This window comes from Mycobacterium sp. 050272 (assembly GCF_039023525.1).
Classification (GTDB): Bacteria; Actinomycetota; Actinomycetes; order Mycobacteriales; family Mycobacteriaceae; genus Mycobacterium.
The window spans coordinates 679030-703273 of record NZ_JBCHKV010000001.1 but is presented as its reverse complement, the minus strand read 5'-3'; the positions used below and the strand labels follow the sequence as shown (position 1 = coordinate 703273).

23 protein-coding genes are annotated in these 24244 nt (G+C 67.3%); 14 read left to right on the top strand and 9 right to left on the bottom strand.

The genetic code is table 11. From position 1 onward, the window contains the following. Positions 1 to 325 precede the first annotated feature (325 nt). The 8 genes from AAHS21_RS03465 to AAHS21_RS03430 all read left to right on the top strand — a co-directional run bounded on the left by AAHS21_RS03465 (position 326) and on the right by AAHS21_RS03430 (position 8330). Positions 326 to 982 carry a methyltransferase domain-containing protein gene (locus tag AAHS21_RS03465; RefSeq protein WP_342926564.1) on the top strand — a complete coding sequence of 219 codons (657 nt, stop codon included), beginning with the start codon at positions 326 to 328 and terminating at the stop codon, positions 980 to 982. Beyond that, a complete protein-coding gene (locus tag AAHS21_RS03460) occupies positions 979 to 2211 on the top strand; it encodes a molybdopterin-dependent oxidoreductase (protein ID WP_342926283.1) in 1233 nt (410 codons plus the stop codon). The genes AAHS21_RS03465 and AAHS21_RS03460 overlap by 4 nt, the downstream gene beginning before the upstream one ends. A gap of 1 nt (position 2212) precedes the next feature. Further along, positions 2213 to 2752: a hypothetical protein gene (locus tag AAHS21_RS03455; RefSeq protein WP_342926282.1), complete on the top strand. Its 540-nt coding sequence runs from the start codon at positions 2213 to 2215 to the stop codon at positions 2750 to 2752. A 90-nt stretch (positions 2753 to 2842) separates the two neighbouring features. Beyond that, positions 2843 to 4048: an alpha/beta hydrolase gene (locus AAHS21_RS03450; RefSeq protein WP_342926281.1), complete on the top strand. Its 1206-nt coding sequence runs from the start codon at positions 2843 to 2845 to the stop codon at positions 4046 to 4048. Positions 4049 to 4092: 44 nt separating this feature from the next. Continuing rightward, on the top strand, positions 4093 to 5502 hold the full coding sequence (locus AAHS21_RS03445) for a wax ester/triacylglycerol synthase family O-acyltransferase (RefSeq protein WP_342926280.1): 1410 nt from the start codon (positions 4093 to 4095) through the stop codon (positions 5500 to 5502). A gap of 138 nt (positions 5503 to 5640) precedes the next feature. Further along, on the top strand, positions 5641 to 6420 hold the full coding sequence (locus AAHS21_RS03440) for a crotonase/enoyl-CoA hydratase family protein (RefSeq protein ID WP_342926279.1): 780 nt from the start codon (positions 5641 to 5643) through the stop codon (positions 6418 to 6420). Positions 6421 to 6489: 69 nt separating this feature from the next. Continuing rightward, positions 6490 to 8016 (top strand): AMP-binding protein, encoded by a 1527-nt coding sequence (locus tag AAHS21_RS03435; protein WP_342926278.1) that lies wholly within the window; start codon positions 6490 to 6492, stop codon positions 8014 to 8016. Positions 8017 to 8033: 17 nt separating this feature from the next. Continuing rightward, positions 8034 to 8330 carry a hypothetical protein gene (locus tag AAHS21_RS03430; protein ID WP_342926277.1) on the top strand — a complete coding sequence of 99 codons (297 nt, stop codon included), beginning with the start codon at positions 8034 to 8036 and terminating at the stop codon, positions 8328 to 8330. Here the strand turns inward: AAHS21_RS03430 and AAHS21_RS03425 are convergent. After that, positions 8327 to 8905, bottom strand: coding sequence for a TetR/AcrR family transcriptional regulator (locus tag AAHS21_RS03425; RefSeq protein WP_342926563.1), 579 nt, complete (start codon positions 8903 to 8905; stop codon positions 8327 to 8329). The genes AAHS21_RS03430 and AAHS21_RS03425 overlap by 4 nt on opposite strands. Positions 8906 to 8991: 86 nt before the next feature. After that, a complete protein-coding gene (locus AAHS21_RS03420; protein ID WP_279304274.1) occupies positions 8992 to 9123 on the bottom strand; it encodes a hypothetical protein in 132 nt (43 codons plus the stop codon). A 238-nt stretch (positions 9124 to 9361) separates the two neighbouring features. On the opposite strand from AAHS21_RS03420, the gene AAHS21_RS03415 reads away from it, so the two are divergent. Continuing rightward, positions 9362 to 9586, top strand: a complete 225-nt coding sequence (locus tag AAHS21_RS03415; RefSeq protein ID WP_342926276.1) for a hypothetical protein — start codon at positions 9362 to 9364, stop codon at positions 9584 to 9586. Here the strand turns inward: AAHS21_RS03415 and AAHS21_RS03410 are convergent. Both AAHS21_RS03410 and AAHS21_RS03405 read right to left on the bottom strand, forming a co-directional pair. Then, on the bottom strand, positions 9583 to 11052 hold the full coding sequence (locus AAHS21_RS03410) for an aldehyde dehydrogenase (RefSeq protein WP_342926275.1): 1470 nt from the start codon (positions 11050 to 11052) through the stop codon (positions 9583 to 9585). The two genes, AAHS21_RS03415 and AAHS21_RS03410, sit on opposite strands and share 4 nt — an antisense overlap. Positions 11053 to 11142: 90 nt before the next feature. After that, on the bottom strand, positions 11143 to 11922 hold the full coding sequence (locus AAHS21_RS03405) for a class I SAM-dependent methyltransferase (protein WP_342926274.1): 780 nt from the start codon (positions 11920 to 11922) through the stop codon (positions 11143 to 11145). A gap of 206 nt (positions 11923 to 12128) precedes the next feature. On the opposite strand from AAHS21_RS03405, the gene AAHS21_RS03400 reads away from it, so the two are divergent. Further along, the gene (locus AAHS21_RS03400; RefSeq protein ID WP_342926562.1) at positions 12129 to 13283 is read left to right on the top strand and encodes a glycosyltransferase family 4 protein; all 1155 of its coding nucleotides are present in this window, start codon (positions 12129 to 12131) and stop codon (positions 13281 to 13283) included. Here AAHS21_RS03400 and AAHS21_RS03395 read toward each other — a convergent pair. Next, complete coding sequence (locus tag AAHS21_RS03395; RefSeq protein WP_342926561.1) at positions 13267 to 14955, bottom strand: hypothetical protein; 1689 nt, start codon at positions 14953 to 14955, stop codon at positions 13267 to 13269. The two genes, AAHS21_RS03400 and AAHS21_RS03395, sit on opposite strands and share 17 nt — an antisense overlap. 42 nt (positions 14956 to 14997) lie before the next feature. After that, positions 14998 to 16251: a DUF3068 domain-containing protein gene (locus tag AAHS21_RS03390; RefSeq protein WP_342926273.1), complete on the bottom strand. Its 1254-nt coding sequence runs from the start codon at positions 16249 to 16251 to the stop codon at positions 14998 to 15000. Between the two features lie 90 nt (positions 16252 to 16341). Here AAHS21_RS03390 and AAHS21_RS03385 point away from each other — a divergent pair, with 90 nt between their 5' ends. After that, positions 16342 to 17526, top strand: a complete 1185-nt coding sequence (locus AAHS21_RS03385; protein ID WP_342926272.1) for an acyltransferase — start codon at positions 16342 to 16344, stop codon at positions 17524 to 17526. Here the strand turns inward: AAHS21_RS03385 and AAHS21_RS03380 are convergent. From AAHS21_RS03380 to AAHS21_RS03370, 3 genes are read right to left on the bottom strand one after another with little or no spacing between them, the layout of a single operon-like run. Beyond that, on the bottom strand, positions 17523 to 18002 hold the full coding sequence (locus tag AAHS21_RS03380) for a YbjN domain-containing protein (RefSeq protein WP_342926271.1): 480 nt from the start codon (positions 18000 to 18002) through the stop codon (positions 17523 to 17525). The genes AAHS21_RS03385 and AAHS21_RS03380 overlap by 4 nt on opposite strands. Positions 18003 to 18051: 49 nt before the next feature. Beyond that, positions 18052 to 19542, bottom strand: coding sequence for an AMP-binding protein (locus AAHS21_RS03375; RefSeq protein WP_342926270.1), 1491 nt, complete (start codon positions 19540 to 19542; stop codon positions 18052 to 18054). Next, the gene (locus tag AAHS21_RS03370; RefSeq protein ID WP_342926269.1) at positions 19535 to 20515 is read right to left on the bottom strand and encodes a phosphotriesterase-related protein; all 981 of its coding nucleotides are present in this window, start codon (positions 20513 to 20515) and stop codon (positions 19535 to 19537) included. Before AAHS21_RS03370 ends, AAHS21_RS03375 begins: the two co-directional genes overlap by 8 nt. A 120-nt stretch (positions 20516 to 20635) precedes the next feature. Here AAHS21_RS03370 and AAHS21_RS03365 point away from each other — a divergent pair, with 120 nt between their 5' ends. The 3 genes from AAHS21_RS03365 (at position 20636) to AAHS21_RS03355 (ending at position 24232) form a co-directional block, all read left to right on the top strand. Next, on the top strand, positions 20636 to 22348 hold the full coding sequence (locus tag AAHS21_RS03365; protein WP_342926268.1) for an acyl-CoA dehydrogenase family protein: 1713 nt from the start codon (positions 20636 to 20638) through the stop codon (positions 22346 to 22348). Between the two features lie 256 nt (positions 22349 to 22604). Next, complete coding sequence (locus AAHS21_RS03360) at positions 22605 to 23300, top strand: TetR/AcrR family transcriptional regulator (protein ID WP_342926267.1); 696 nt, start codon at positions 22605 to 22607, stop codon at positions 23298 to 23300. Beyond that, a complete protein-coding gene (locus tag AAHS21_RS03355) occupies positions 23297 to 24232 on the top strand; it encodes a R2-like ligand-binding oxidase (protein WP_096283950.1) in 936 nt (311 codons plus the stop codon). Before AAHS21_RS03360 ends, AAHS21_RS03355 begins: the two co-directional genes overlap by 4 nt. Positions 24233 to 24244 lie beyond the last annotated feature (12 nt).

Genomic DNA, 24244 nt, shown 5'->3' with positions numbered 1-24244 from the left:
CGCACCCGGCCGAAATCAGGTAACGCGCGGCATCGCGGTTCGCTCAGCACGGCGCGCGCCGCGACGCCATGTCATTGGGGTGAGTCAACGGTTGACTCCGGACCCGTCCAAGCTCGCCTCGGCGCCGAATCACTTCGGCGGACCGTTTCGACCGGATGGTAGACCGACCCTCTTCAGCCTGGTTAGCTGACGAGGGATTGCTATCGATCCGGATGATCCAAACGCTGGCGTAGTCCGTGTAAGTGGGGTGCGGGTTCGGTTGCAACACCCTCCAGTGGCCCGGAATTCCGGGTCGCCCTGGTCGGACGCGATGCGAAAGGCGGACATGCTGGGGCAACTCTACGACCGGGCGCTCGGCGGTGAGCGGTGCTGGATTCGTCATGACGACGGCGAGGTTCGGGTGCTGCCGGCGCACCGCTGGCTGGGCGCACGGTGCTCCCCGAACGGAGGTTTGGTCGATGACCTTGACGAGGTCTTCGACGAAGCCGTCACCCAGATGTGCAGCGGGCCGACGATCGAGCTCGGCTGCGGGCCGGGAAGGTTGGTGGCGCGGCTGTTTGAGCGGGGGATACCCGCACTCGGCATCGACCGGTCCGCGACCGCGATCCGGCTGGCCGGGCGCGGCGGCGCGCCGGCCCTGCTGGGCGACGTGTTCGAGCCGCTGCCCGGCATGGGCCGCTGGCAGACGGTGCTGCTGGTCGACGGCAATGTCGGCCTGGGCGGGGACCCGCGGCGGATTCTGGCGCGCGCGGCCGAGCTGCTGCGCCGCGGTGGTCGCTGCGTGGCCGAGTTCGACGCCGACGCGATCGGCATCCGGGCGCGCTGGGTGCGGCTGGAGTCGGCGTGCGACGTGGGTCCGTGGTTCCGCTGGGCATCTGTCGGGGTGGACAGCGCCGCGGCGCTGGCGACCCAGGTCGGACTGACGCTAACCGGCGTTCGGCTGATCAGCGGTCGGGTGATTGCGAGCCTGGCGGCGCCGTGAACGGCTTGGGCGCCAGGTTCCGCAGTCCGCTGCGCGGCCCATGGCTGACGTCGGTGTTCGGGCTGGTGCTGTTGGTGGCACTGCCGATCATCACCCTCACCGGGCTGCTGTCCTACATCGCCTACGCGCCGGAATTCGGCCAGGCCATCCCGGCCGACGTCGGCTGGCTGCGACTTCCGTTGTTCGTTTGGCCTACCCGCCCGTCGTGGTTGTACCGGCTGACGCAGGGCCTGCACGTGGGTCTTGGACTCGTGATCATCCCGGTAGTGCTGGCCAAGCTGTGGTCGGTGATCCCGCGGCTGTTCGTCTGGCCGCCGGCACGCTCGGTCGCCCAGTTGCTGGAGCGAGTGTCGCTGGCGCTGCTGGTCGGCGGGATCCTGTTCGAGATCGTCACGGGCGTGCTGAACATCCAGTACGACTACATCTTCGGGTTCAGCTTCTACGACGCGCACTACTTCGGCGCGTGGGTCTTCATCACCGGGTTCCTGATGCATATCGCGATCAAGCTGCCACGCATGGTCACCGGATTGCGGTCGATGCCGTTGCGCGAGGTGTTGCGCACCGGCCGCGCCGACACCCGGCCGGAGCCGCCCGATGCCGACGGCTTGGTGGCCACCGACCCGGCCGAACCGACGATGAGCAGGCGCGGCGCCCTTGCGTTGGTCGGCAGCGGCGTCATGCTGATCGCGATCCTCACCGTCGGCCAGACTCTCGGCGGGGCCTCCCGCGGCGCCGCCCTGCTGCTGCCACGTGGGCGGGGCCGGGGTGATTTTCCGGTGAACAAGACCGCGGTCGCCGCGGGCATCAGCCGCGAAAGTGTCGGCGAGAGTTGGTCATTGGTACTGCGCGGCGGGCTCACGCCGATCGCGTTGGACCGCGCCGCACTGGCCGCCATGCCGCAGACCACCGCGCGTCTGCCGATCGCGTGCGTCGAAGGATGGTCGACCGTACAGACCTGGAGCGGCGTCCGGCTGGCCGAGCTGGCCCGCATCGCGGGCGTACCCGCGCCGCGCTCGGCGCGAGTGATATCCCTGCAGCGAGGCGGTGCGTTCGGGCAGGCGACGTTGCAAGCCAACCAGATTGGCGACCCCGAGGCGCTGCTGGCGTTGCGGGTCAACGGCGCCGACTTGTCCCTGGACCACGGCTATCCAGCCCGGATCATCGTGCCCGCGCTGCCTGGTGTGCACAACACCAAGTGGGTGGCCGGCATCGAATTCCAGGGTGGTTGAGATGCCAAGAATCGCAACACGTTTCGCCACGATCTACGGATCGCATCCGCTGCACCTGCTGACGATGCTGTCCGGCTTCGCGTTGCTGGGCTACATCCTGGTCGTCTTCAAACCGGCGACACTGTGGAACTCCGGCACCTGGTGGCAGTCGATCGCGGTCTGGTTCGCCGCTGCCGTGGTCGTTCACGATCTGCTGTTCTTCCCGCTCTACGCGTTGGCCGACCGGGCGCTGTGGGCGGCCCGGCGGCCGACGCGCACAAAGCCAAACGTGCTCGCCCGCAACTACATTCGAGTGCCGGCGATGGGGGCTGGGCTGACGCTGTTGATCTTCTTGCCCGGCATTATCGAGCAGGGCGGACCCACGTATGAGGCGGCGACCGGACAAACCCAACAGCCCTTCCTGGGCCGGTGGCTGCTGCTCACCGCGGCGATGTTCGGGATGAGCGCTATCTGCTACCTGATCCGGCTGGCGCGGCGCGCGGGCGCCCCGCGCCCAGCGAAGGCAAAACCCCAGTCTAGGGCGGTAGATCCGGCGATTTAGCAAACATTTAACACAGCGATTTCGGACCATCTGCAGGACTTCTACGCAAACGTCAGTTTGCTCCGACGGGGTGGGGGTACAGTCCCCTACATGACGGCGAGGGTCCCGAGCATGACACCGTGTCTCAAATGGTTGCTGCGGGCCCGTCCCGCCGACTATGCGCTGGCACTAAGCGTTGCAGGCGCTTCGCTACCGGTGGTGGGTAAGCACCTGGAACCACTGGGCGGTGTGACCGCGATGGGCGTGTGGGGCGCGCGGCATGCGCCGGAGGCCTTCGCTGCCCTGAAGAAGGACTGGCTGACCCCGGGGATCAACGACGTGCGCCGCCGGGACCGGGAGAGCACACACGAGGTGTCGGTCGCGGCGTTGCGTGGCATCGTCTCGGCCGCGGACCTCGAGCTCGACTGGCCGGTGGTCGCCAAAAAGCCGCCGATTTGGGAAGCGTTGGGGCAGCGTCGTTACCTGTACCGCCGGGCGGTCCACTACGGCGACCACCCCGCGCAGGTGCTGGACGTGTGGCGGCGCAAGGATCTGCCGGCCCAGCCCGCCCCGGTGCTGATCTTCGTCCCGGGCGGCGCCTGGGTGCACGGCCGGGCGATGATGCAGGGCACCGCACTGATGTCGCGATTGGCCGAGCAGGGCTGGGTGTGCCTGGCGATCGACTACCGTGTCGCGCCCTATCACCGCTGGCCGCGACACATCACCGACGTCAAGACCGCGATCGCGTGGGCGCGCGCCAACGTCGACAAGTTCGGCGGCGACCGCGATTTCGTTGCGGTGGCGGGTTGTTCGGCGGGTGGGCACCTGTCCGCGCTGGCCGGGCTCACGCCCGACGACCCGGGCTTCGCGCACCGGTTGCCGGAGGGTGCGGACAGCTCGGTTGACGCGGTGGTCGGCATCTACGGCCGCTACGACTGGGAGGACCGGTCCACCCCCGAGCGGGACCGGTTCGTCGAGTTCCTGGAGCGGGTGGTCGTCAAGAAGTCCATCGCCCGTCATCCCGAGCTGTACCGCGACGCGTCGCCGATCGCGCGGGTGCACCGGAATGCTCCGCCGTTCTTGGTGATTCACGGCAGCAAGGACAGCGTCATCCCCGTCGAGCAGGCGCGCAGCTTCGTCGAGCGGTTGCGGGCGGCGTCGCACTCGATGGTCGGCTACCTGGAGTTGCCCGGGGCCGGACATGGCTTCGACATGATCGACGGCGAGCGCGCCGGCGTGGCGGCTCATGCCACTTCGCTGTTCCTCAACCAGATCTACCGCACCAAGGTGCAGATCAGGTCAAAAGAGGTCATCTAGCTCAGCTGCTGAGTAAGGTCCCAGCTTGAGGGGAAGGGGCACTGATGAAACGGCTCAGCGGCTGGGACTCGGTATTGCTGTACAGCGAGACCCCGAACGTGCATATGCACACGATCAAGGTCGCCGTCGTCGAAATCGACCCCGATCGCCGTGACTTCGACGTCAACTCGTTCCGTGAGGTCATCGGGGCCAGGCTGAACAAGCTCGAGCCCTTTACCTATCAGCTCGTCGACATCCCGTGGAAGTTCCATCATCCGATGTGGCGCGAGCATTGCGAGGTCGACCTCGACTACCACATCCGCCCGATGCAATTGCCCGAGCCAGGCGGTCGCCGCGAGCTGGACGAAGCGATCGGGCGCATCGCCAGCACCCCACTGAACCGCGACCGTCCGCTGTGGGAGATGTACTTCATCGAGGGCCTGGCCAACAACCGGGTCGCGGTGGTCGGCAAGATCCACCACGCGCTCGCCGACGGCGTCGCGTCGGCCAATCTGCTGGCCCGGGGCATGGACCTACTGCCCACCCCGGAAAGCGGCCCGCAGGTCACCGACCCCGCGCCGTCGAAGTCGCAATTGGTGCGCTCGGCGTTCTTCGATCACCTCCGGCAGGCCCGCAAGCTGCCGGCGACCTTCCGCTATACCGCGCAGGGGATCAATCGGGTCCGGCGCAGCTCGCGCAAGCTCTCGCCGGAGCTGACCATGCCCTTCACGCCGCCGCCCACCTTCATCAACCACCGGATCACTCCGGAACGCCGTTTCGCGACGGCCACGCTGGCGCTCGCCGACATCAAGGAGACTGGCAAGAAGTGCGGCGGGACGATCAACGACGTGGTGCTGGCCATCTCCACCGGGGCGCTGCGCACCTTGCTGTTGCGTTACGACGGTACGGCCGAGCCGCTGCTGGCCTCCGTCCCGGCGAGTTTCGACTTCTCACCCGAACGGATATCGGGCAACTACTTCACCGGGCTGATGGTGGCGTTGCCGGCCGACCTCGATGACCCGTTGGAGCGGCTGCAGGCCTGCCACGACAACGCCGTCTCCGCCAAGGAGGCGTTCCACCTGGTCGGACCCGAATTGATCAGCCGGTGGTCGAACTACATGCCGCCGCTGGCCACCGAGTCGTTCTTCCGCTGGGCGTCCAGCCGCGACGGGCAGAACAAGGTGCTGAACCTGCCGATCTCGAATGTGCCTGGCCCGCGCGAGCACGGGCGAGTCGGCGGCGCACTGGTCACCGAGATCTACTCGGTCGGGCCGTTGACCGCGGGCAGCGGACTCAACATCACCGTGTGGAGTTACGTCGACCAGCTCAATATCTCGGTGCTGTCCGACGGCGCCACCGTCAAGGACCCGCACGAGGTGACCGAGGCGATGGTCGCCGACTTCATCGAATTACGTAGGGCTGCCGGGCTTTCCGAAGAGCTGACGTCGGTCGAGGCCGCGATGGCGCCGGCCTGACCGGTCCCGCCGTCACAGCGACCCCAAAATTCGGTAACGAGACTCTCTCCTGGTGCCAATGCCATTTCCGTCGGCGGTTACCATCAGTCGGTAACAGCCACCGATGCGACCGATTCTTGAAGGAGATGGGCAGCCACCGTGAGCACCGACGAAGCCAACGAGCCCGAGGTCCTGACCGAACAACGCGGCCGAATCCTGATCATCACGATCAACCGGCCCAAGGCCAAGAACGCGGTGAACTCCGCGGTGGCCAATGGCCTGGCGGCGGCCGTCGATCGGCTCGACGCGGAGCCCGGCCTGTCGGTGGGCATCCTCACCGGCGCGGGCGGCTCGTTTTGCGCGGGCATGGATCTCAAGGCGTTTGCGCGGGGCGAGCTGCCGATTGTCGAGGGCCGCGGCATGGGATTCACCGAGCGGCCGCCGGTCAAGCCGCTGATTGCGGCAGTGGAGGGCTACGCGCTGGCCGGCGGCACCGAGCTGGCATTGGCCACCGACCTGATCGTGGCATCCAAGGATGCGGCCTTCGGTATCCCGGAGGTCAAGCGCGGCCTGGTGGCCGGTGGCGGCGGGTTGCTGCGGCTGCCGCAGCGCATCCCGTCGGCCATCGCGATGGAGCTGGCGTTGACCGGCGAGAACCTCTCCGCGGAGCGTGCCGCCGCGCTGGGCATGGTGAACGTGCTGGCCGAGCCCGGGAAGGCGCTGGACGCCGCGATCGATCTGGCCGAGCGGATCGCCGCCAATGGGCCGCTCGCGGTGGCCGCGACCAAGCGGATCATTGTCGAGTCGCGCGGCTGGAACCCGGACACCATGTTCGCCGAGCAGAACAAGCTGTTGGCTCCGGTCTTTTCGTCCAACGATGCGAAAGAGGGCGCGATCGCATTCGCCGAGAAGCGCGCACCCCAGTGGACCGGCACCTGAGATTCGATACACTATGTTCGTAGAGTCCGCGTCCGGGCGCAAAACGGTTGGGATTCAGAGGGATCGAGTATGAGCATTTCGCTGCTTCTCGAGATGGCTGCGTCGAGCAACCCCGATCGCACCGCTGTCGTCTCGGGGGAAACCCGGCTGACGACGCAGCAACTCAGCGATCTGGCCGACGGCGGTGCCGCAGTGATCGCGGAATCGGGTGCTCAGCACGTGGCCTATGTGGGCGTCGGCGGTGCGATGCTGCCGGTGCTGGCCTTCGCCGCGGCACGCGCCGGGCTGCCCTTCACCCCGCTCAACTACCGGCTGTCCGCCGAGGGCATTCAGGCGCTGATCGAGCGGCTGCCCGAACCCCTGGTCATCGTCGACGGCCGCTATAAAGACATGCTCGGCGATTCGTCCAAGCGGGTGATGGATTCCGATGACTTCCTCACTGCCGCGCGCCGCGCCGAGGCCGCCGCCGAAGGTCTCGCGTTTCCCGACCCGGAATCGGTCGCGATCGTGCTGTTCACCTCCGGCACCACGTCGCAGCCCAAGGCCGTCGAGCTCTCGCACAACAACCTGACCAGTTATGTCACCGGAACCGTCGAATTCGACTCGGCCGCAGAACAAGACGCGGCACTGATCTGCGTGCCGCCGTATCACATCGCCGGCGTCGGGGCCGCGCTGTCGAATCTCTATGCCGGTCGCAAGATGGTTTACCTGCCCAACTTCGACGCAGGAGAATGGGTGCGGCTGATCGGCGCCGAGCAGGTGACCACCGCGACGCTGGTGCCCACCATGCTGGACCGCGTCGTCGCCGTGCTCGAGACGGGCGACGAGACTTCCCGCGACCTGACATCGCTGCGCAACCTGGCCTACGGCGGCTCGAAGGTCGGCCTGCCCCTGGTGCGCCGGGCGCTCGAACTGCTGCCGGAGGTGGGCTTCGTCAATGCTTACGGCCTGACCGAGACGAGCTCGACGATCGCGGTGCTGACGCCCGACGACCACCGCGCGGCGCAGTCCGCCTCGGAAGCGGCCGCGATCAGGCGGCTGGGTTCGGTGGGACGGCCGGTGCCCGGCATCGAGATCGAGATTCGCGACGACGAGGGCAACGTCCTGCCGGCCGGTGAGACCGGCGAGCTCTTCGTGCGCGGCGACCAGGTGTCCGGGCGCTACACCGGGATTGGCTCGGTGCTCGACGAAAACGGTTGGTTCCCAACCAAAGACATCGCGATGCTGGATGACGAGGGCTATCTGTTCATCGGCGGACGCAGTGACGACACCATCATCCGCGGCGGCGAGAACATCGCGCCCGCCGAGCTGGAAGAGGTGCTCGTCGAGCATCCCCACGTGCGCGACGTCGCCGTCGTCGGCGTCGAAGACCCGCAGTGGGGACAGGCGATCGTCGCCGTGGTGGTCCCGCGGCCCGGCGTCGACCCCGATCCCGAGGAATTGCGGGACCATGTCCGAAAGGCTTTGCGCGGATCGCGCACCCCCGACCGCGTCGTGTTTCGCGACGAGCTGCCGACCACACCCACGGGCAAGGTCCTCAGGCGGGAAATCATCGGAGACCTAGAAGGGTTGCAGGCCGCACCGGCCGAGCAGTGAGTAGAGGACGAAAAATCATGATCAAGAACGGAACCCGCCTCACCAGTCAGGTGTGTGACACTCAGGTGATCGTCGTGAGGAGCTCCGACAGTCTCGACGATCTGCGCTGCGGCGGGGTGCCGATGGTGCCGATCGGTGGCGAGCGCTCGGGCGAACTCGACCCCGCTTTCTCCGGGGGCACCGTGATGGGCAAGCGCTATGTCGACGAGGCCGGCGCTGAGGTGCTGGTCACCAAGCCGGGCGCGGGGAGCCTGAGCATCGGTCAAACCGCGCTGGCGCTCAAAGAGGTCAAGCCGCTACCGGCGAGCGACTAGCCGTCCTGCTTGCCGGGCATCCCATTGCGGGTAACGAATTCCCTTGCCTTGATCAGGAATTCGAGCTGCTCGCCGACCTGGCTGAGCGGGAGAACCGAGCGGGACGAGCGGGCTAGCACGATCGCTCCTTCGAGCGCTGCGATCGAGGTCACCGCCAGCGAGGCGGCATCGTCGTCGGTGAAGCCGTCTTTGGCGAACGCCCGGGTCAATGCCGTGCACCACCTGCCCAGGATCATGCCGGCTTCGCCGGTCAGATCCTGATCGTTTACGTCCGAGCTGATCGCGGCCGCGACCACCGGGCAGCCCGCGAGGAAGTCGCCGTCGGTCAGCAGTCGCTCCCAGAGTTCGATGAACTCGCGCAGCAATGTGCGGGCGCCGTGGTCGGCGGCCGCGTCGATAGTGGCCGTGATGGCATCCCCCGAATACCGCAGGGCCTCGCTGAGGATCTGATTGCGGCCTTCGGGGAAGTGGTAGTAAACCGAGCCGCGTGGGGCGCCGCTGCGGGCCAGCACGGCGTCGATCGTGACGCCGGCGGCTCCGCGCTCACGCATCACCTCGGCGGCGCTGACGAGCATCTTGGTGCGGGTGCCGCCGCGCTTCGTCGACGAAGGTTCGACGACATTACTCGTAGTCGGCACTTTCGTACCTCCTGGGGCTGACGTCATGCAGCGTGCGAATGCCGCGATACCGGCCAGTGCATGTTACGCGGACTGAAGCGGAAGGACGGGCGTTTCAGGTCGGGCACCTCGCGGGTGAAGTGATAGCCGGCGACGTTGAGTTCGATGATCCACATGGTTTTCTCCCGGCCTTAAGGGTGCTGTCATGCGCCGGGGCCGGCGGCTCATGATTATGCTGAGAATCATATAAGACAGTGGTCTACTAAGCAAATTATTAGTGGAACTAAACTCGCAGACCACGGGAAATGTGTGACGTAGGTCATTTACTCATGGTGAGCATAAGCTGAGTAAACAGTAAGGATTATGCTTTATCGCATAATTTCGGACTTCGGGGTTCACTGTGGCATGGCACACATGCACAACAAGACCGCCGGTCAGATCCTTCCCGATCGCGACACCGTGACCCTGCAGCGCGACGGTCATGTTTTGCTGATCGGCTTCGTGCCAGCCGCACAAACGCAGAGCGCCGAGCGTGAAACTAGCTTCACGCTCGGCGCTCTGCGTGAAACTAACTTCACGCTCGCGGTGAGACAGCCCTCGCCTGTGCGGCCAGCCGCACGCTCGGCGGCAGAGCGTTAGCCCTCGACGGTGTAGCCCATCGGCATCAGCACGCTCTTCTGCTGCGTGAAGTGCTCGACACCTTCTGGACCGTTCTCCCGGCCGATGCCGGAGTTCTTGTAACCGCCGAACGGGCAGCACGGATCGAAGGCGTACCAGTTGATGGCGTACGTCCCGGTGCGGATCTTCTCCGAGATCTCGATGCCCTTGGGGATGTCGGAAGTCCACACGCTGCCGGCTAGGCCGTAGGCCGAGTCGTTGGCGATCTTGATCGCATCCTCTTCGGTGTCGAACGGAATAATGCTCAGCACCGGACCGAAGATCTCCTCTTGGGCGATCGTCATCTTGTTGTCGACGTCGGCGAACACCGTCGGCTGGACGAAGAAGCCGTTGTCCAGGCCCTCGGGGCGGCCACCGCCACACACCAGCCGGGCGCCCTCCTCGATGCCTTTGGCGATGTAGCCCTCGACGCGGGCGCGCTGCTTCTCCGAGATCAGCGATCCGATCTGGGCGGCCGGGTCCGACGGCGGTCCGACCGGCAGCGCCTGCACGAATTGGCTTACCGCTTCCACGATTTCGTCGTAGCGCGAGCGGGGCGCCAGGATGCGGGTCTGGCCGACGCAGGCCTGCCCGGCGTTCATGATCCCGGAGAACACCAGCATCGGGATCGCCGAGGCCAGGTCGACGTCTTCGAGCACGATCGCCGCCGACTTACCGCCGAGCTCCAGCGTGCACGGCTTGAGCATCTCGGCCGCGCGCCGGCCGATCTCCTTACCGACGCCCGAGCTGCCGGTGAACGTGAACAGGTCGACGTCCGGGTTCGACGTCAGGGCCTGGCCGGTCTCGATACCGCCGGGCACCACCGACAGCACACCCTCGGGCAGGCCGGCCTCCGCGAAGATCTCCGCCAAAGCGTTTGTGGTCAAGGGGGTCTCGGAGGCGGGCTTGAGCACCACGGTGCAGCCGGCGAGCAGCGCCGGGCCCAGCTTGTTGACGGCCAGGAACAGCGGCACGTTCCAGGCCACGATCGCGCCGACCACGCCGATCGGCTCCCGGTACACGATGGTCTGCCCGTAGGCGCCGTTGCGGATCTCCCGCCACTTCACCTGGTCGACTGCCGGGCCGGCGAAGAAGTTCATCGCGCCCATCGAGCCCATCCAGTGCATAGTCTCGATACTGGTCGGCGGCTGGCCGGTCTCCCCGGCGAGTAGCGCGCTCAACAGCTCCTTGCGCTCCTCCATCAGCTTGACCACGTTGGCGATGACGGCCGCGCGGTCCTTCGGCGGCGTGGTGGGCCAGGGGCCGTTGTCGAACGCGGCGCGGGCCGCGGCGACCGCGGCGTCGACGTCAGCCGCCGCTGCCAGTGGCGTCTTGCCGAAGTACTCGCCGGTGGCCGGACAGTGCACCTCGATCACCTCAGAGGTCGACGGCTCCGTCCACTTGCCGCCGATGAAAAGCTTGTCGTACTCGGTCTTTATGTCGGTCATATTCCGCCGCTCCATCCTCGTCACGCCGCTAGGCCTCGTCGCCGGGCATGGCGCCACCCTACCCAAGCCTGCGCAAAACGAGAACATGTTTCATTCTCGGGGTGAAAGCACCAGCACGAGATTGCTGACTGCGAACTCGCGCAGGACCGGCACCGACGTCATCCACCACGCCCATCGCGGGTGGTAGCGCGGAAATGCGGCCAGCAGCGCCCCGGTGTTCGCGGCCCAGCTCAGCCCCGCGGCAGCGGACACCGCGAACAACGACGACCCGTAGTCGTTCTTCGCGCGATGGCCGTGTTTGCGTGCATAACGGGCAGCCGCGCGCTCACCGCCCAGGTAGTGCGTCAGACCCATCTCGTGCCCGCCGAAGGGGCCAAGCCAAACGGTGTAGGACAGCACGGCCAGCCCGCCCGGCCTGGTCACCCGCAGCATCTCGGCGCCGAGCTGCCACGGACGCGGGACGTGTTCGGCGACGTTGGACGACAGGCAGATGTCCACCGAGTCGGCGGCGAACGGCAGCGCCATGCCCGACGCCCGGACGAACGAGTCCGGGAACGGCTTGGCCTGCAGCGCCGCGGGCCCGGCGGCGTGCATCTCGCTCGGATCGGGCTCGACACCGAGGTAGTGCACGCCGGCGCTGGTGAACGCTGCGGCGAAGTAGCCCGGCCCGCCGCCGACGTCGAGGAGCGTGCGGCCTGCAGGTGGTTCGCCGCGCGCGGCCAGCCACAGGTCGCCGACCATCGCCGCGGTATCAGCGGCCAGGGCGCCGTAGAACCGGCCCGGATCCGGCTGTTCGTAGCGGAATTCGGACAGCAACCGCACCGAGCGTGACAGCGTGGCCCGTCGCGCAAAGAAGTCGGTCACCGCCACCGGGCAACCGTACGCAGCGTCGTCGGGTGGCACCCAAAGTGCCCGCCTCGTAGCGACAACGTGCCACCGCCACTCTCACGCGATCGGTTTGTCGCTCGGAGGCGGGCACCTCGCACTATCCGCGAGGCCGATGCCGTGTGATGGATGTGACCGAAACCGTCGCCGCGGCCAAAGTGCAGGTTGTCGCCGCGTTAGGCTGGCCGGTGATGTCTGAACTGCGTTCCGTCCTGCTGCTGTGCTGGCGCGACACCGGCCACCCGCAGGGCGGCGGCAGCGAAGCCTACTTGCAGCGCATCGGCGCGCAGCTGGCCGCATCCGGTGTCTCGGTCACGCTGCGCACCGCCCGCTACCCGGGTGCACCGCGCCGTGAGCTCGTCGACGGCGTGCGGATCAGCCGTGCGGGTGGACGCTACTCGGTCTATGTGTGGGCGATGCTGGCGATGGCAGCGGCCCGGGTGGGCCTGGGACCGCTGCGGCGAGTGCGGCCCGATGTGGTCGTCGACTCGCAGAACGGCTTGCCGTTCTGCGCTCGGCTGCTCTACGGCCGTCGGGTGGTGGTCCTGGTCCATCACTGTCACCGCGCGCAGTGGCCGGTGGCCGGGCCGGTACTCGGCCGGCTGGGCTGGTTTGTCGAGTCGTGGCTGTCGCCGCGACTGCACCGGCGCAATCAGTACCTGACGGTGTCGCTGCCGTCGGCGCGTGACCTGGTAGCGCTGGGCGCGGACAACGAGCGCATCGCGGTGGTGCGCAATGGCCTTGACGAGGCGCCGGCGCGGTCGTTGGAAGGCCCGCGTTCGGCTGTGCCGCGGGTGGTGGTGCTCTCGCGGCTGGTCCCGCACAAGCAGATCGAGGACGCTCTGGAGACCGTCGCCGAGCTGCGCCCGCGAATCCCGGCACTGCATCTGGACATCGTCGGCGACGGCTGGTGGCGCCAGCGGCTCGTCGACCAGGTCCGCAGCCTTGGCATCAGCGACGCGGTGACCTTCCACGGCCATGTCGATGACGTGACCAAACACCATGTGCTGCAAGGGGCTTGGGTGCATGTGCTGCCTTCCCGCAAGGAGGGCTGGGGTCTGGCGGTCGTCGAGGCCGCACAGCATCGGGTGCCGACGATCGGCTACCGCTGCGCGGGCGGACTGTCGGACTCGATCGTCGACGGGGTAACCGGGATCTTGGTGGACAATCGCGCCGAGCTGGTGGACCGCCTCGAGGAGCTGCTGTGCGATCCGGTGCTGCGCGACCAGCTCGGGGTCAAGGCGCAGACCCGCAGCGGCGAGTTCTCCTGGGCGCAAAGCGCCGGGGCGATGCGCGCCGTGCTTGAAGCCGTCCAAGCCGGGCAGTTCGTCAGCGGCGTCGTCTAACCCGCCAGATCGCGCCGGCCAGCGCGCCAAAACCGCCCAGGAGCAGCACGCCCAGCCACGCCAGGTGCGCGATCAGCGTGGCGTTGCGCCGGGCCGGCGCAACCCCTGCGGCGTCACCGCCGATCCGGTACAGCGTCAACTCCCCGTCACCGAACACCGGTGTGAGCGCGCCCACGGTGCGCGCGGCCGAGCCCATGTTTCCGGCACTGTCCGATTCGACGACGAGCCACCCGACGCCGGCCGGGGCCAAGGCCGACGGCGCGGGCCCGGACAGCAGCAGTTCCTGGACGGCCCGGGCACGGTTGCCCTCCCCGGGCACCACCCGCCCCGAGATCGCCAAGTCGCCCGTGCTGAACACGTCGGCGCGCAGCCAGCGCGGCAGCGGATCCAGCACCGGCGCCGGACCCGACCAGGCGAAGCGGCGCATCGAGCCCGCGGGCAGCACCGCGACTGGCGCGGGCGCCCGGTTGATCGCCGCCGCCACCGCGGCCCAGCCCGGCGGGTAGTGCACCGGCGCGACCTTGCCGCCCACCCCCCACGCCAAATCGGGCAGCACCGCGATCAGCGCGAGACAGCCCACCAGCGCCGTGGCCGCCGGATGCGCCCACCGCCGCAGCGTCACCACCGCGCCGGCTCCCGCAAGGGTGTAGCCCGGCACCGCCAGCGCGACCCATTTCTGCCCGTCGCGCAGCACGCCCAGACCGGGCGCCGCGTCAATCACCGTGGCAAGCAGGTGCAGGCCGGGCCCGGTGGCCAGCGCGGCCGGCACCACGACCGACACCACCGCGAGCACCAACAGCGGCAGCGCCGGTGGGCGGCGTAGCACCGTCGGAACGCCGGCCGCCACCACACCCAGCAGCACCAGAGCCGAGATCAGCGCGAAGAGCGTTGCCCGCGAACTGGGTACCGCCTCGCCGTTCCAGATACCGCCGAGACTGGCCAGGCTGACCAGCGTGCCCAGGCCGGGCTCCGCGCGCGGCGCGAAGGCGAGCACGCCGAGCGCGCTCGCGGCCTTGGGGGCCGACAGCGACGAGCCCGTCGCCGCGGCCACCAGCCACGGCAGCGCCGCCACCAGCGCGGCACCCAACGCCGTCGCGGCGCACCGCCAGCGGGCCCGGCCCGCACCAGGCGCGGCGACACAGACCAGCGCCACCGTCGCGGCCAGCATCAGCCCGGTCGGCGTCAGCCCGGCCAGCGCGATCCAGAACGCCAACGAGAAAAAGCCGGGCCCACCTGACCGCAGCTTTAGCACCGTCGTTGCCACCCACGGCAGGCAGCCGTAACCGACCAGCAGACTCCAGTGGCCCTGCAGAAGTCGTTCTGCGACATAGGGATTCCAGATCGCCAGCGTGACCGCGACGAACTGGCCCGGCGTGCCGGCGCAGGGCAGCGCGGTGGCCACGAGTCGTGCCGCACCCCAGCCCGCCAGCCATAACCCCGCGACCAGCAACACCTTCACCACGACGCCGCCGTCGACCAGCTGCGAGGCCAGCGCCACGGCGAAATCCTGCGGAGTCGCCCGCGGCGGTGCGGTCAACCCCAGGGCGGTATCGGACAGGTAGGAACGCGGCGTCGAGACCGCGTCGCGCAGCAGCAGGTACCCCGGCCGCAGCAACGGCGCCACCACCAGCAACGCCAGGGCCAACGCATACCCGGGGAGAGACCACTGCACCGCCCGGCGCCATGGCGCGGTCACCGTCGGCGCAACCGCGGGCTAGTCCCGGTCGGGCGGGACGTGCGGATTCGGTTCCGGCGCCGGTGGATCGGAGCCGGGCGGATCGTCATCCGTCTCGGAATGCTGCGCGGGCAGCTTCTCGGTCTCGGCTTCGGCGCCGGGCACCCGTTCCTCGAGCCCACTGCGGCCGAAGAACTCCTCGTCGCCGCGGTCCAGGCCCGGGTCCGTCAGCGCGCTCTCGGTGCGCAGGCTGAACGACGCGAACAACCCGCCGCCGATCAGCGCGATCAGGCCGACCGCGGTGAAGGTGATCGGCAGCACCCGCGACCACAGCGCGAGCCGGTCACGCTCGTCGCGGGCCGCGTTTACCTGAGATTCCACGGTGTCCTCGTTGGAGGTGACCTTGTAATCGGCCAACGTCAGCTCGGGCTTGAGCGGGTCCCGGGCGAAGAAATGGTTGGCGTGCTCGGTCTGCTTGACGATGGTGCCCGACACCGGATCTACCCAGAAGGTCCGCTGCGCCGCGTAGTAGCGCGTCATCGTGATCTGCTCGGCCGGGTCGACGCCCTGGATGCCCCACATCGCCGCGGACGTGGTCACCTTGCCGTCCTCGTCGCCGGCGTACAGCGACGGGTACTTCACCGGCGCCACCAGCTTTCCGTCGGCGCTGTAACCGATGTTCTGGGTGAACTTGTAGGCGCTCAGCCCGTTGACGTCCTCTTGGGTGTCGTAGTTGACGTCGTAGGTCTTCTGCGCGACCGGATCGAAGTAGGGGTAGGTCTTCTTCTCGGTGTGGAACGGGAAGCGGTAGGACAATCCGTCGTGACGCACCGGGATCGAGGTGGGCGGGTTCTCGTCGTTGAAGGTGCGCGGCTTCTGGACGGCGCCGCCGGTGTGGGTGTCGTCGGAGACGGCCATCGCGGTCTTGCGGTTGAGCGTGACGGTGTCGACGATCGCCAGGAGCAGCCCGGTGTCCTTCTGCTTATCGGTGCGCCGCAGCGAGGTGCCGACTTGCAGCGTGACCACGTCGGCGTTGGCCGGCGACTCGACGCTGATCTGCTGCTGGGAGACCAAGGGCACGTTCTGGTTGACGACGACATGGTCACTGGACAGCGACGCCGAGTCGAGCGCGGTTCCGGTGCCGTCGCTGACCAGCGTGGTGTCGATGTTGAGCGGGATCTTGGTGATCCGGCTGGTGGTGTAGGTCGACAGCAGCAGCGCGGCGATCAGCAGGGCAGCCCCGAGCCCGATGATCCCGCATGCGGCGAACCGCAACATAACCGCTCGGTTCACGTTGCTGTGCCCTCCCTCAATGCTCTAGGCAAATCCGTTCGACCCTAACAGCAGTACCCGATTCGGCAGGTAGCAGAGCGCAGGCAGACTGTGATCGTGACCGATGGCGACCAGGCGGGCGGAACTCGCAGCTTCCTGCCCGCTGTCGAGGGTATGCGCGCCTGCGCGGCCATGGGCGTGGTCGTCACGCATGTGGCCTTCCAGACCGGCCACTCCAGCGGTGTCGACGGTCGGCTGTTCGGCCGCTTCGACCTCGCCGTCGCGGTGTTCTTCGCGCTGTCGGGGTTTCTGCTGTGGCGTGGCCACGCGGCCGCGGCGAGGGGTCTGGGACCCGACGGTTTCAAGGGTCCGCACACCGGCCACTACCTGCGATCGCGGGTAGTCCGCATCATGCCGGCCTATCTGGTGGCCGTCGTCGTGATCCTCACCCTGCTGCCTGACGCGGACCACGCCAGCTTGACCGTCTGGCTGGCAAACCTGACCCTGACCCAGATCTATGTGCCGCTTACCCTGACCGGTGGGCTGACCCAGATGTGGAGCCTCTCGGTCGAGGTCAGCTTCTATCTGGCGCTGCCGATTCTCGCGCTGTTGGCCCGCCGCATTCCGGTGCGCGCCCGGGTGCCGGCAATCGCCGCGCTGGGGGCGCTCAGCTGGGGGTGGGGCTGGCTACCTTTCTTCGCCGGCCACTCGGGGTCCGGCAATCCACTGAACTGGCCGCCGGCCTTTTTCTCCTGGTTCGCCGCGGGCATGCTGCTGGCCGAGTGGGTGCACAGCCCGATCGGGCTGCCGCACCGGTTGGCGCGCCGGCGGGTGCTGATGGCCGCCATCGCACTGGCCGCGTTTCTGGTGGCCGCCTCTGCGCTGGCGGGTCCGGAGGGACTGACACCGGGGACCGCGGCGCAGTTCGCGTTGAAGACCGCGATGGGATCGGTCGTCGCGTTCGCGTTGGTCGCACCGCTGGTGTTGGACCGGATCACCACCCGGCACCGGCTGCTGGGCAGTGCGGGCATGGTCACCCTGGGCCGCTGGTCCTACGGCCTGTTCATCTGGCATTTGGCCGCACTGGCCATGGTGTTCCCCGTGGTCGGGACATTCCCATTCACCGGCAACATGCCGACGGCGCTGGCGCTGACCTTGATCTTCGGTTTCGCGATTGCGGCGGTGAGCTACGCCCTGGTCGAATCGCCGTGCCGGGAAGCGTTGCGCCGCTGGGAGAAACGCGAGAAACCGGCCGCTGCGGTGATCGATGCCGAAGCGGACGCCATCGCGCCCTAGCCGGTGCGGTCCATCCACTCTTCCAGTGCGCCCGCCGACGGCAGACTGACGGCCTGCTCGATCTTCTCGATCAGGTCGGTCCCGTACTCCACGGTGGACCTGATGAAGTGGCCCAGCCCCGCCAGGTGGATGCCGTCGGTCAGCAGGTAGGCGCTCTCGCCGACCACGCTGAAATGGCTCGGCTGTGCACTCTCGCGGACAAACGCCTTGGGCCAGTGGTTGTCGCGGTTCCAGTCGTTGACCAGTTCCATCAGGCGGGGGCGCTCGCTGGCTTGGTAGTACCCCGCGGGGCTGATCGAGATCTCCAGGATGTCGGGCCGCAATCCGTTGATCCGCAGGTTCACGTGCAGCTTGCCCCGCTGATAATGGGACAGCACCAGCATGAATTCGGTGCCGTCGTCGCTGCGGAAGAATCGCAACTGGTGCGATCGCAGATAGCGTTCGATCAGCTCCGGGCTCAACGGCTCGATTTGCATGACCCTGATCGTGGTGCCGGGGCCTTGAAGAATTCTTGGTGCCTTCGGGTCAGCTCGCTTCAACGGCCGGCAACCGCGCCATGATCTCGGCGCGGACCGCCGAGCGTCGGGCCTTGCCGGCGTCGTCGCGCAGCGGGGTGTCGACGAATTCTATGAAGTCGGGGGTGGGCGGCACCTTGTAGCCCGCGATGTTGGCGCGCAGGAACTCCTGTACCCCCGCGGCATCCAGCGTCGAGTCGGAGGTCGTGTGCACCAGCGCGTAGGGCACTTGACCCAGATCGCCCGCGTTCGGGTCGGGGATGCCAACGACCAAGCAGGACAAGACTTCCGGATGTGCCGACAGCGCGCTTTCGATCTCCGCGGGATAGACGTTGCGGCCGCCCACGGTGAACATGTCGACCCGCCGGTCCGACAGATACAGGAACCCGTCGGCGTCGAAGTAGCCGAGATCGCCCAGCGAGTCCCAGCCGTTGTGGGTTTTCGCCGTCGAGCCGATATACCGGTAGGTTGGCGCGCTGCCCGGGGCGGGCCGCATGTAGATCTCCCCCTCGACGCCCGGTGGGCAGGGGTTGCCGTGATCGTCGAGCACCGTCATCTCGCCGCTGACGACGACGCCGACCGAACCCGGGTGGGTCAGCCACTGGTCGCCGGAGATGAACGTCAGCGCCTGTAACTCGGTGCCGCCGTACAACTCCCACACTTTCTCGGGACCGAGCAGGTCGATCCAGGCCTGCTTGACGGCCGGCGGGCACGGTGCCGCCAGGTGCCAGAACCGCCGGATCGACGACAGGTCGTAGGCCGCCGGGTCCGCCTGGTAAACCGGCAGCACCCGTTGCATGATCGTCGGCACCGTCACCATGAAGGTGACGCGATGATCGGCGATCACGCGCAGGAATTCGTGCGGATCGAACCGGTCCGTCAACACCAGATGGTGGCCCATGATCAACGCCAGTGCCGCCATGGTGATCCCGGTGTTGTGAGATAGCGGCACCGGAACATAGGTGGTGTCGCAATCTTGAGCGCCCATCGCGTAGGCCGCCAGCGGGGAGAGGCGGCTGTCAACTCCGGCTTCGATCAGCTTGGGCCGCCCGGTGCTGCCGCCGGACCCCATCGCCTTCCAGGTCGGCGACACCGCCTCGGGTAGCGGCGCATCGGACAATGCCGGATCGGGGATGAATCCCTTGACCACGCTTGGTATCTCGGGGTGCTCGACGCCCACCAGCAGGGCACGCGGCCGCAGGTCCAGCAGGCCTTGCAACTCCGCGGCCGGCAGTCGCGGCGACAACGGCTGCGGCACCGCGCCCAGCTTCCAGCACGCTACGGCGGCCTGCACGAACTCGACGGAGTTGGGTAGCAAGATCGTGACGTAGTCGCCTACGCCGACACCGCGTTCGGCGTAGGCGCGCGCCAACCGGTTCGTCGAGCGGTCGAGCTCGCCGCGAGTGAGCGTGACGCCGTCGCAGGTGAGGGCCGGCTCATCGGGAGCGAGTTGGGCCTGCGCCGAAACCTGGGCACCGATCGGCGGTATCGGTTCACTCATATGCGCCCTGTCGCTCGAAGATGCGCCGCGGGTTGTCGACGAGCATGGTGTGTAGTTGCTCCTCGGTGACGCCGCGCTCTTTGAGGGCGGGGATCACGTCGTTGTGGATGTGCAGGTAGTGCCAGTTCGGCATCATCTGCGGCACCAGCTCTTCGGGCAGCGCGTCGAAGTAACAGTTGGCGTCGTGCGAGAGCACCATCTTGTCGGCATGCCCGCGTTCGCACATGGTCGCCACCGTGTTCACCCGATCCTCGAAGGGCAGGTAGGCGTCGATGCCGAAGCGGTCCATACCGATGTAGGAACCGGGGGCAATGAGTTCCTCCAGGTATCCGATGTCGGTGCTGTCGCCCGAATGCCCGATGATCACCCGGCTCAGGTCGACGCCCTCTTCTTCGAAGATGCGTTGCTGTTCGAGCCCGCGGCGCAGACCCGCGTGGGTGTGGGTGGAGATCGGTACCCCGGTGCGCTTGTGTGCCTGGGCGACGGCGCGCAGCACCCGCTCGACGCCGGGGGTGACGCCCGGCTCGTCGGTGGCGCACTTGAGGATCCCGGCCTTGACGCCGGTGTCGGCGATGCCTTCCTCGATGTCCTTCACGAACATGTCGGTCATGATCTCCGGACCGCCCAGCATGGCGCCCGGACCCTCGTAGTGGAACCGCAGCGGCAGGTCGTTGTAGGTGTAAAAGCCAGTCGCCACAACGATATTCAGCTCGGTGGCCGCGGCCACCCGGGCAATGCGCGGGATGTAGCGGCCCAGCCCGATCACGGTGAGGTCGACGATGGTGTCCACGCCGCGCGACTTCAGCTCGTTAAGCCGGTCGATAGCGTCGGCCACCCGCTTTTCCTCGTCGCCCCAGGCGTCGGGATAGTTCAGCGCGATCTCGGTGGTCATGATGAAGACGTGCTCGTGCATGAGCGTCACGCCGAGATCAGCGGTATCGATGGATCCGCGCGCGGTATTTAGTTCGGACACGTGGCTGATGCTAGGCCGGGCCGGAATCATCCAACAGAGGCAATTGCGACGACAATGCGGATTTCGCGGCCCGCCGTCGGCTGATACCGCGACCCCGCACATCGGCGTACCGTCTGCCGCATGCTGCTCAACCCCAACCAGTTGAACCGTAAATACCCCGACGCTCGATCCGGGGAGATCATGGCCGCCACCGTCGACTTCTTCGAGTCCCGCGGCAAGGCCCGGCTGAAGGCCGACGACCACGCCCGGGCCTGGTACTCCGACTTCCTCGACCACGTCGGCCGGGAACGGATCTTCGCCTCGCTGTTGACGCCCTCGGAGTACGGCGCCGACGACGATTGTCGTTGGGACACCTACCGGATCAGTGAGTTCGCCGAGATCGTCGGCTTCTACGGGCTGAACTACTGGTACCCGTTCCAGGTGACCGCCCTCGGTTTGGGCCCGATCTGGATGAGCGACAACGAGGACGCCAAGCGCAAGGCCGCCGCCCAATTGGAAGCCGGCGAGGTGTTCGGCTTCGGCCTGTCGGAGCAGAGCCACGGCGCCGACGTCTACCAGACCGACATGATCCTGACGCCGGGCGAGAACGGCTGGACGGCCAACGGAGAGAAGTACTACATCGGCAACGCCAACGTCGCGCGGATGGTCTCCACCTTCGGCAGGATCGCCGACCCTTCCGGCAACGAAGACGAGTACGTCTTCTTCGTCGCCGACTCCCAGCACGATCGCTACCAGCTGATCAAGAACGTCGTCAATTCGCAGAACTACGTCGCCAACTATCGCCTGAGCGATTACCCGGTCACCGAGGCCGACATCCTGCACCGCGGTCCCGGCGCCTTCCACGCCGCGCTCAACACCGTCAACGTCTGCAAGTACAACCTCGGCTGGGGTGCGGTCGGCATGTGTACCCACGCCATGTACGAGGCGGTCACCCATGCGTCCAACCGCTACCTGTACGGCACCGTCGTCACCGACTTCAGCCACGTGCGGCGGCTGCTCACCGAGGCCTACACGCGACTGATCGCGATGAAGCTGGTCGCGACCCGCGCCTGCGACTACATGCGCAGCGCTTCGCCCGAGGACCGCCGCTACCTGCTCTACAGCCCGCTGACCAAGGCGAAGATCACCAGCGAGGGTGAGCGGGTGATCACCAACCTGTGGGATGTGATCGCCGCCAAGGGCGTGGAGAAGGACACCATCTTCGAGGCGATGACCCGCGAGATCGGGCTGCTGCCCAGGCTGGAAGGCACTGTTCACATCAACATCGGGCTGCTGGCGAAGTTCATGCCTAACTACCTGTTCGCGCCGGACAGCGAATTGCCGCTGGTCGGGCGCCGCGACGAGGCCGTCGACGACTCGTTCCTGTTCAACCAGGGCCCCACCGGGGGACTGGGCAAGGTCCGCTTCCACGACTGGCGCGCGCCGTTCGCGAGCTTCGCGCATCTGCCCAACGTCGCGCTGCTGCGCGAGCAGATCGACGTGCTGGCCGAGATGCTGGCCAGCGCGACGCCGGATGCGGTGCAGCAGAAGGACATTGACTTCGCGTTCGGGGTTGGCCAGTTGTTCGCGACGGTGCCTTACGCGCAGCTGATTCTGGAAGAGGCTCCGTTGTCCGGGGTGGATGAGACGCTGATCGACGAGATCTTCGCCGTGCTGGTGCGCGACTTCAACAGCTACGCGGTCGAATTGGTGGACAAGCGCGCCACGACCGACGCGCAGGCCGGGTTCGCGATGCGGATGATCCGTCGCCCGGTGTTCGACCAGGCGCGCTACGACCAGGTCTGGAAGGAACACGTGCTGCCGATCAACGGCGCGTATCAGATGCGGCCGTAGCTCTCCGCTCGAACGCCCGGCTGGACGGGCGTTCGTGGCCACCGCCCGGCCAGCCGGGCTAGTCGGCGTCGGCCGGCGAGCGTGAAGCTGCTTTCACGCTCGGCCGCTAGGCCCGTAACTAGTCGGTGTCGGTCTTGCAGCACATCCGGCTGCTGGCGAGTCCCGGATCCGTCACGGCGGGCGCGAGTCATACTGGGGCTTGACTGTGACGCACCTCACGTTAAGATGACCAGTGGTCATCCAACAAGGAGGTTCGATGCCAACGGTGACATGGGCGCGGGTCGACCCCGCTCGTCGCGCGGCGATCATCGAGGCCGCAGAGGCCGAATTCGGGGCCCACGGATTTTCCGGCGGCAGCCTGAACGTCATCGCGCGCCGGGCCGGCGTCGCCAAGGGCAGTCTCTTCCAATACTTCGCGGACAAGCGCGACTTGTTCGCGTTCATCGCCGACATCGGCAGCCAGCGGGTGCGCGTCTGCATGGAAGACCTGATCCGTGAGCTCGACCCCGACCGGCCGTTTTTCGAATTCCTGACCGAGCTGCTCGACGGCTGGGTCGGCTACTTCGCCGAACATCCGCACGAGCGTTCGCTGCATGCCGCGGCGACCCTGGAGGTCGACACCGACGCCCGCGTCAGCGTGCGCAGCGTCATCCACCGCCACTACCTGGAGGTGCTGCGACCGCTGGTGCAGGGCGCCCAGAAGCGCGGTGATTTACGGGCCGATGCCGACACCGATGTGCTGCTGTCGTTGCTGCTGCTGATTTTTCCGCACTTGGCGCTGGCGCCCTACATGCGCGGCCTGGACCCGATCCTCGGCCTCGACGAGCCCAGCCCCGAGCAGCCTGCGCTGGCGGTGCGCAGGCTCGTCGCGGTGCTCGCCGCCGCCTTCGCGGCAGCGCCGAATGCCTCCGTTCACCCAACCCCAAAGCGATCCGAGGAGGTCACATCATGAATCGAACCCGAGTTGCCTCAATGTCCCAGGGCGGTCTCAACTGGGATAGCTTGCCGCTCAAGCTTTTTGCGGGCGGCAATGCGAAATTCTGGGATCCGGCGGCCATCGACTTCTCGCGCGATCGCGAAGACTGGGAACGCCTGACCGACGACGAACGCAGCTACGCGACCCTGCTGTGCGCCGAGTTCATCGCCGGCGAGGAATCGGTGACCCAGGACATCCAGCCGTTCATGGCCGCGATGCGAGCCGAGGGCCGGCTCGGCGACGAGATGTATCTGACGCAGTTCGCCTTCGAGGAGGCCAAGCACGTTCAGGTGTTCCGGATGTGGCTCGACGCCGTCGGCGTTACCGAGGACCTGAACAACCTCATCGACGACGTGCCGACCTACCGCACCATCTTCTACGAAGAACTGCCGGCGTGTCTCGATGCGCTGTCGGTTGACTCGTCACCGGCCGCCCAGGTGCGGGCGTCGGTCACCTACAACCACATGGTCGAGGGCATGCTGGCGCTGACCGGTTACTACATCTGGCACAAGATCTGCGTGGAACGCGACATCCTGCCCGGCATGCAGGAATTGGTCCGGCGCATCGGCGACGACGAGCGACGCCACATGGCTTGGGGCACCTTCACCTGCCGGCGTCATGTCGCCGCCGACGACGCCAACTGGGGTGTCTTCGAAACGCGGATGAACGAGCTGATGCCGCTCGGACTGCGGCTGATCGAAGAGGGTTTTGCCCTCTACGACACGATGCCGTTCGGTCTGTCGACCGACGACTCCATGCAGTACGCCTCGGACAAGGGGATGCGCCGCTTCGGCACCATCTCCAGCGCCCGCGGACGCCCCCTCGAGGAGATCGACCTCGACTACTCACCGCTGCAGCTCGAGGACACCTTCGCCGAGGAGGACGAGCGGGCGCTGGCCGCGGTCTAGCGCCGAGCTGGC

What these genes read in the sequence shown, in the direction of transcription:
- AAHS21_RS03465 (WP_342926564.1), top strand. Translation starts at nt 326, where the DNA reads ATGCTGGGGCAACTCTACGACCGGGCGCTCGGCGGTGAGCGGTGCTGG.
- AAHS21_RS03455 (WP_342926282.1), top strand. Translation starts at nt 2,213, where the DNA reads ATGCCAAGAATCGCAACACGTTTCGCCACGATCTACGGATCGCATCCG.
- AAHS21_RS03450 (WP_342926281.1), top strand. Translation starts at nt 2,843, where the DNA reads ATGACGGCGAGGGTCCCGAGCATGACACCGTGTCTCAAATGGTTGCTG.
- AAHS21_RS03445 (WP_342926280.1), top strand. Translation starts at nt 4,093, where the DNA reads ATGAAACGGCTCAGCGGCTGGGACTCGGTATTGCTGTACAGCGAGACC.
- AAHS21_RS03435 (WP_342926278.1), top strand. Translation starts at nt 6,490, where the DNA reads ATGAGCATTTCGCTGCTTCTCGAGATGGCTGCGTCGAGCAACCCCGAT.
- AAHS21_RS03430 (WP_342926277.1), top strand. Translation starts at nt 8,034, where the DNA reads ATGATCAAGAACGGAACCCGCCTCACCAGTCAGGTGTGTGACACTCAG.
- AAHS21_RS03425 (WP_342926563.1), bottom strand. Translation starts at nt 8,905, where the DNA reads ATGCTCGTCAGCGCCGCCGAGGTGATGCGTGAGCGCGGAGCCGCCGGC.
- AAHS21_RS03420 (WP_279304274.1), bottom strand. Translation starts at nt 9,123, where the DNA reads ATGTGGATCATCGAACTCAACGTCGCCGGCTATCACTTCACCCGCGAG.
- AAHS21_RS03415 (WP_342926276.1), top strand. Translation starts at nt 9,362, where the DNA reads ATGCACAACAAGACCGCCGGTCAGATCCTTCCCGATCGCGACACCGTG.
- AAHS21_RS03410 (WP_342926275.1), bottom strand. Translation starts at nt 11,052, where the DNA reads ATGACCGACATAAAGACCGAGTACGACAAGCTTTTCATCGGCGGCAAG.
- AAHS21_RS03400 (WP_342926562.1), top strand. Translation starts at nt 12,129, where the DNA reads ATGTCTGAACTGCGTTCCGTCCTGCTGCTGTGCTGGCGCGACACCGGC.
- AAHS21_RS03380 (WP_342926271.1), bottom strand. Translation starts at nt 18,002, where the DNA reads ATGCAAATCGAGCCGTTGAGCCCGGAGCTGATCGAACGCTATCTGCGA.
- AAHS21_RS03375 (WP_342926270.1), bottom strand. Translation starts at nt 19,542, where the DNA reads ATGAGTGAACCGATACCGCCGATCGGTGCCCAGGTTTCGGCGCAGGCC.
- AAHS21_RS03365 (WP_342926268.1), top strand. Translation starts at nt 20,636, where the DNA reads ATGCTGCTCAACCCCAACCAGTTGAACCGTAAATACCCCGACGCTCGA.
- AAHS21_RS03360 (WP_342926267.1), top strand. Translation starts at nt 22,605, where the DNA reads ATGCCAACGGTGACATGGGCGCGGGTCGACCCCGCTCGTCGCGCGGCG.
- AAHS21_RS03355 (WP_096283950.1), top strand. Translation starts at nt 23,297, where the DNA reads ATGAATCGAACCCGAGTTGCCTCAATGTCCCAGGGCGGTCTCAACTGG.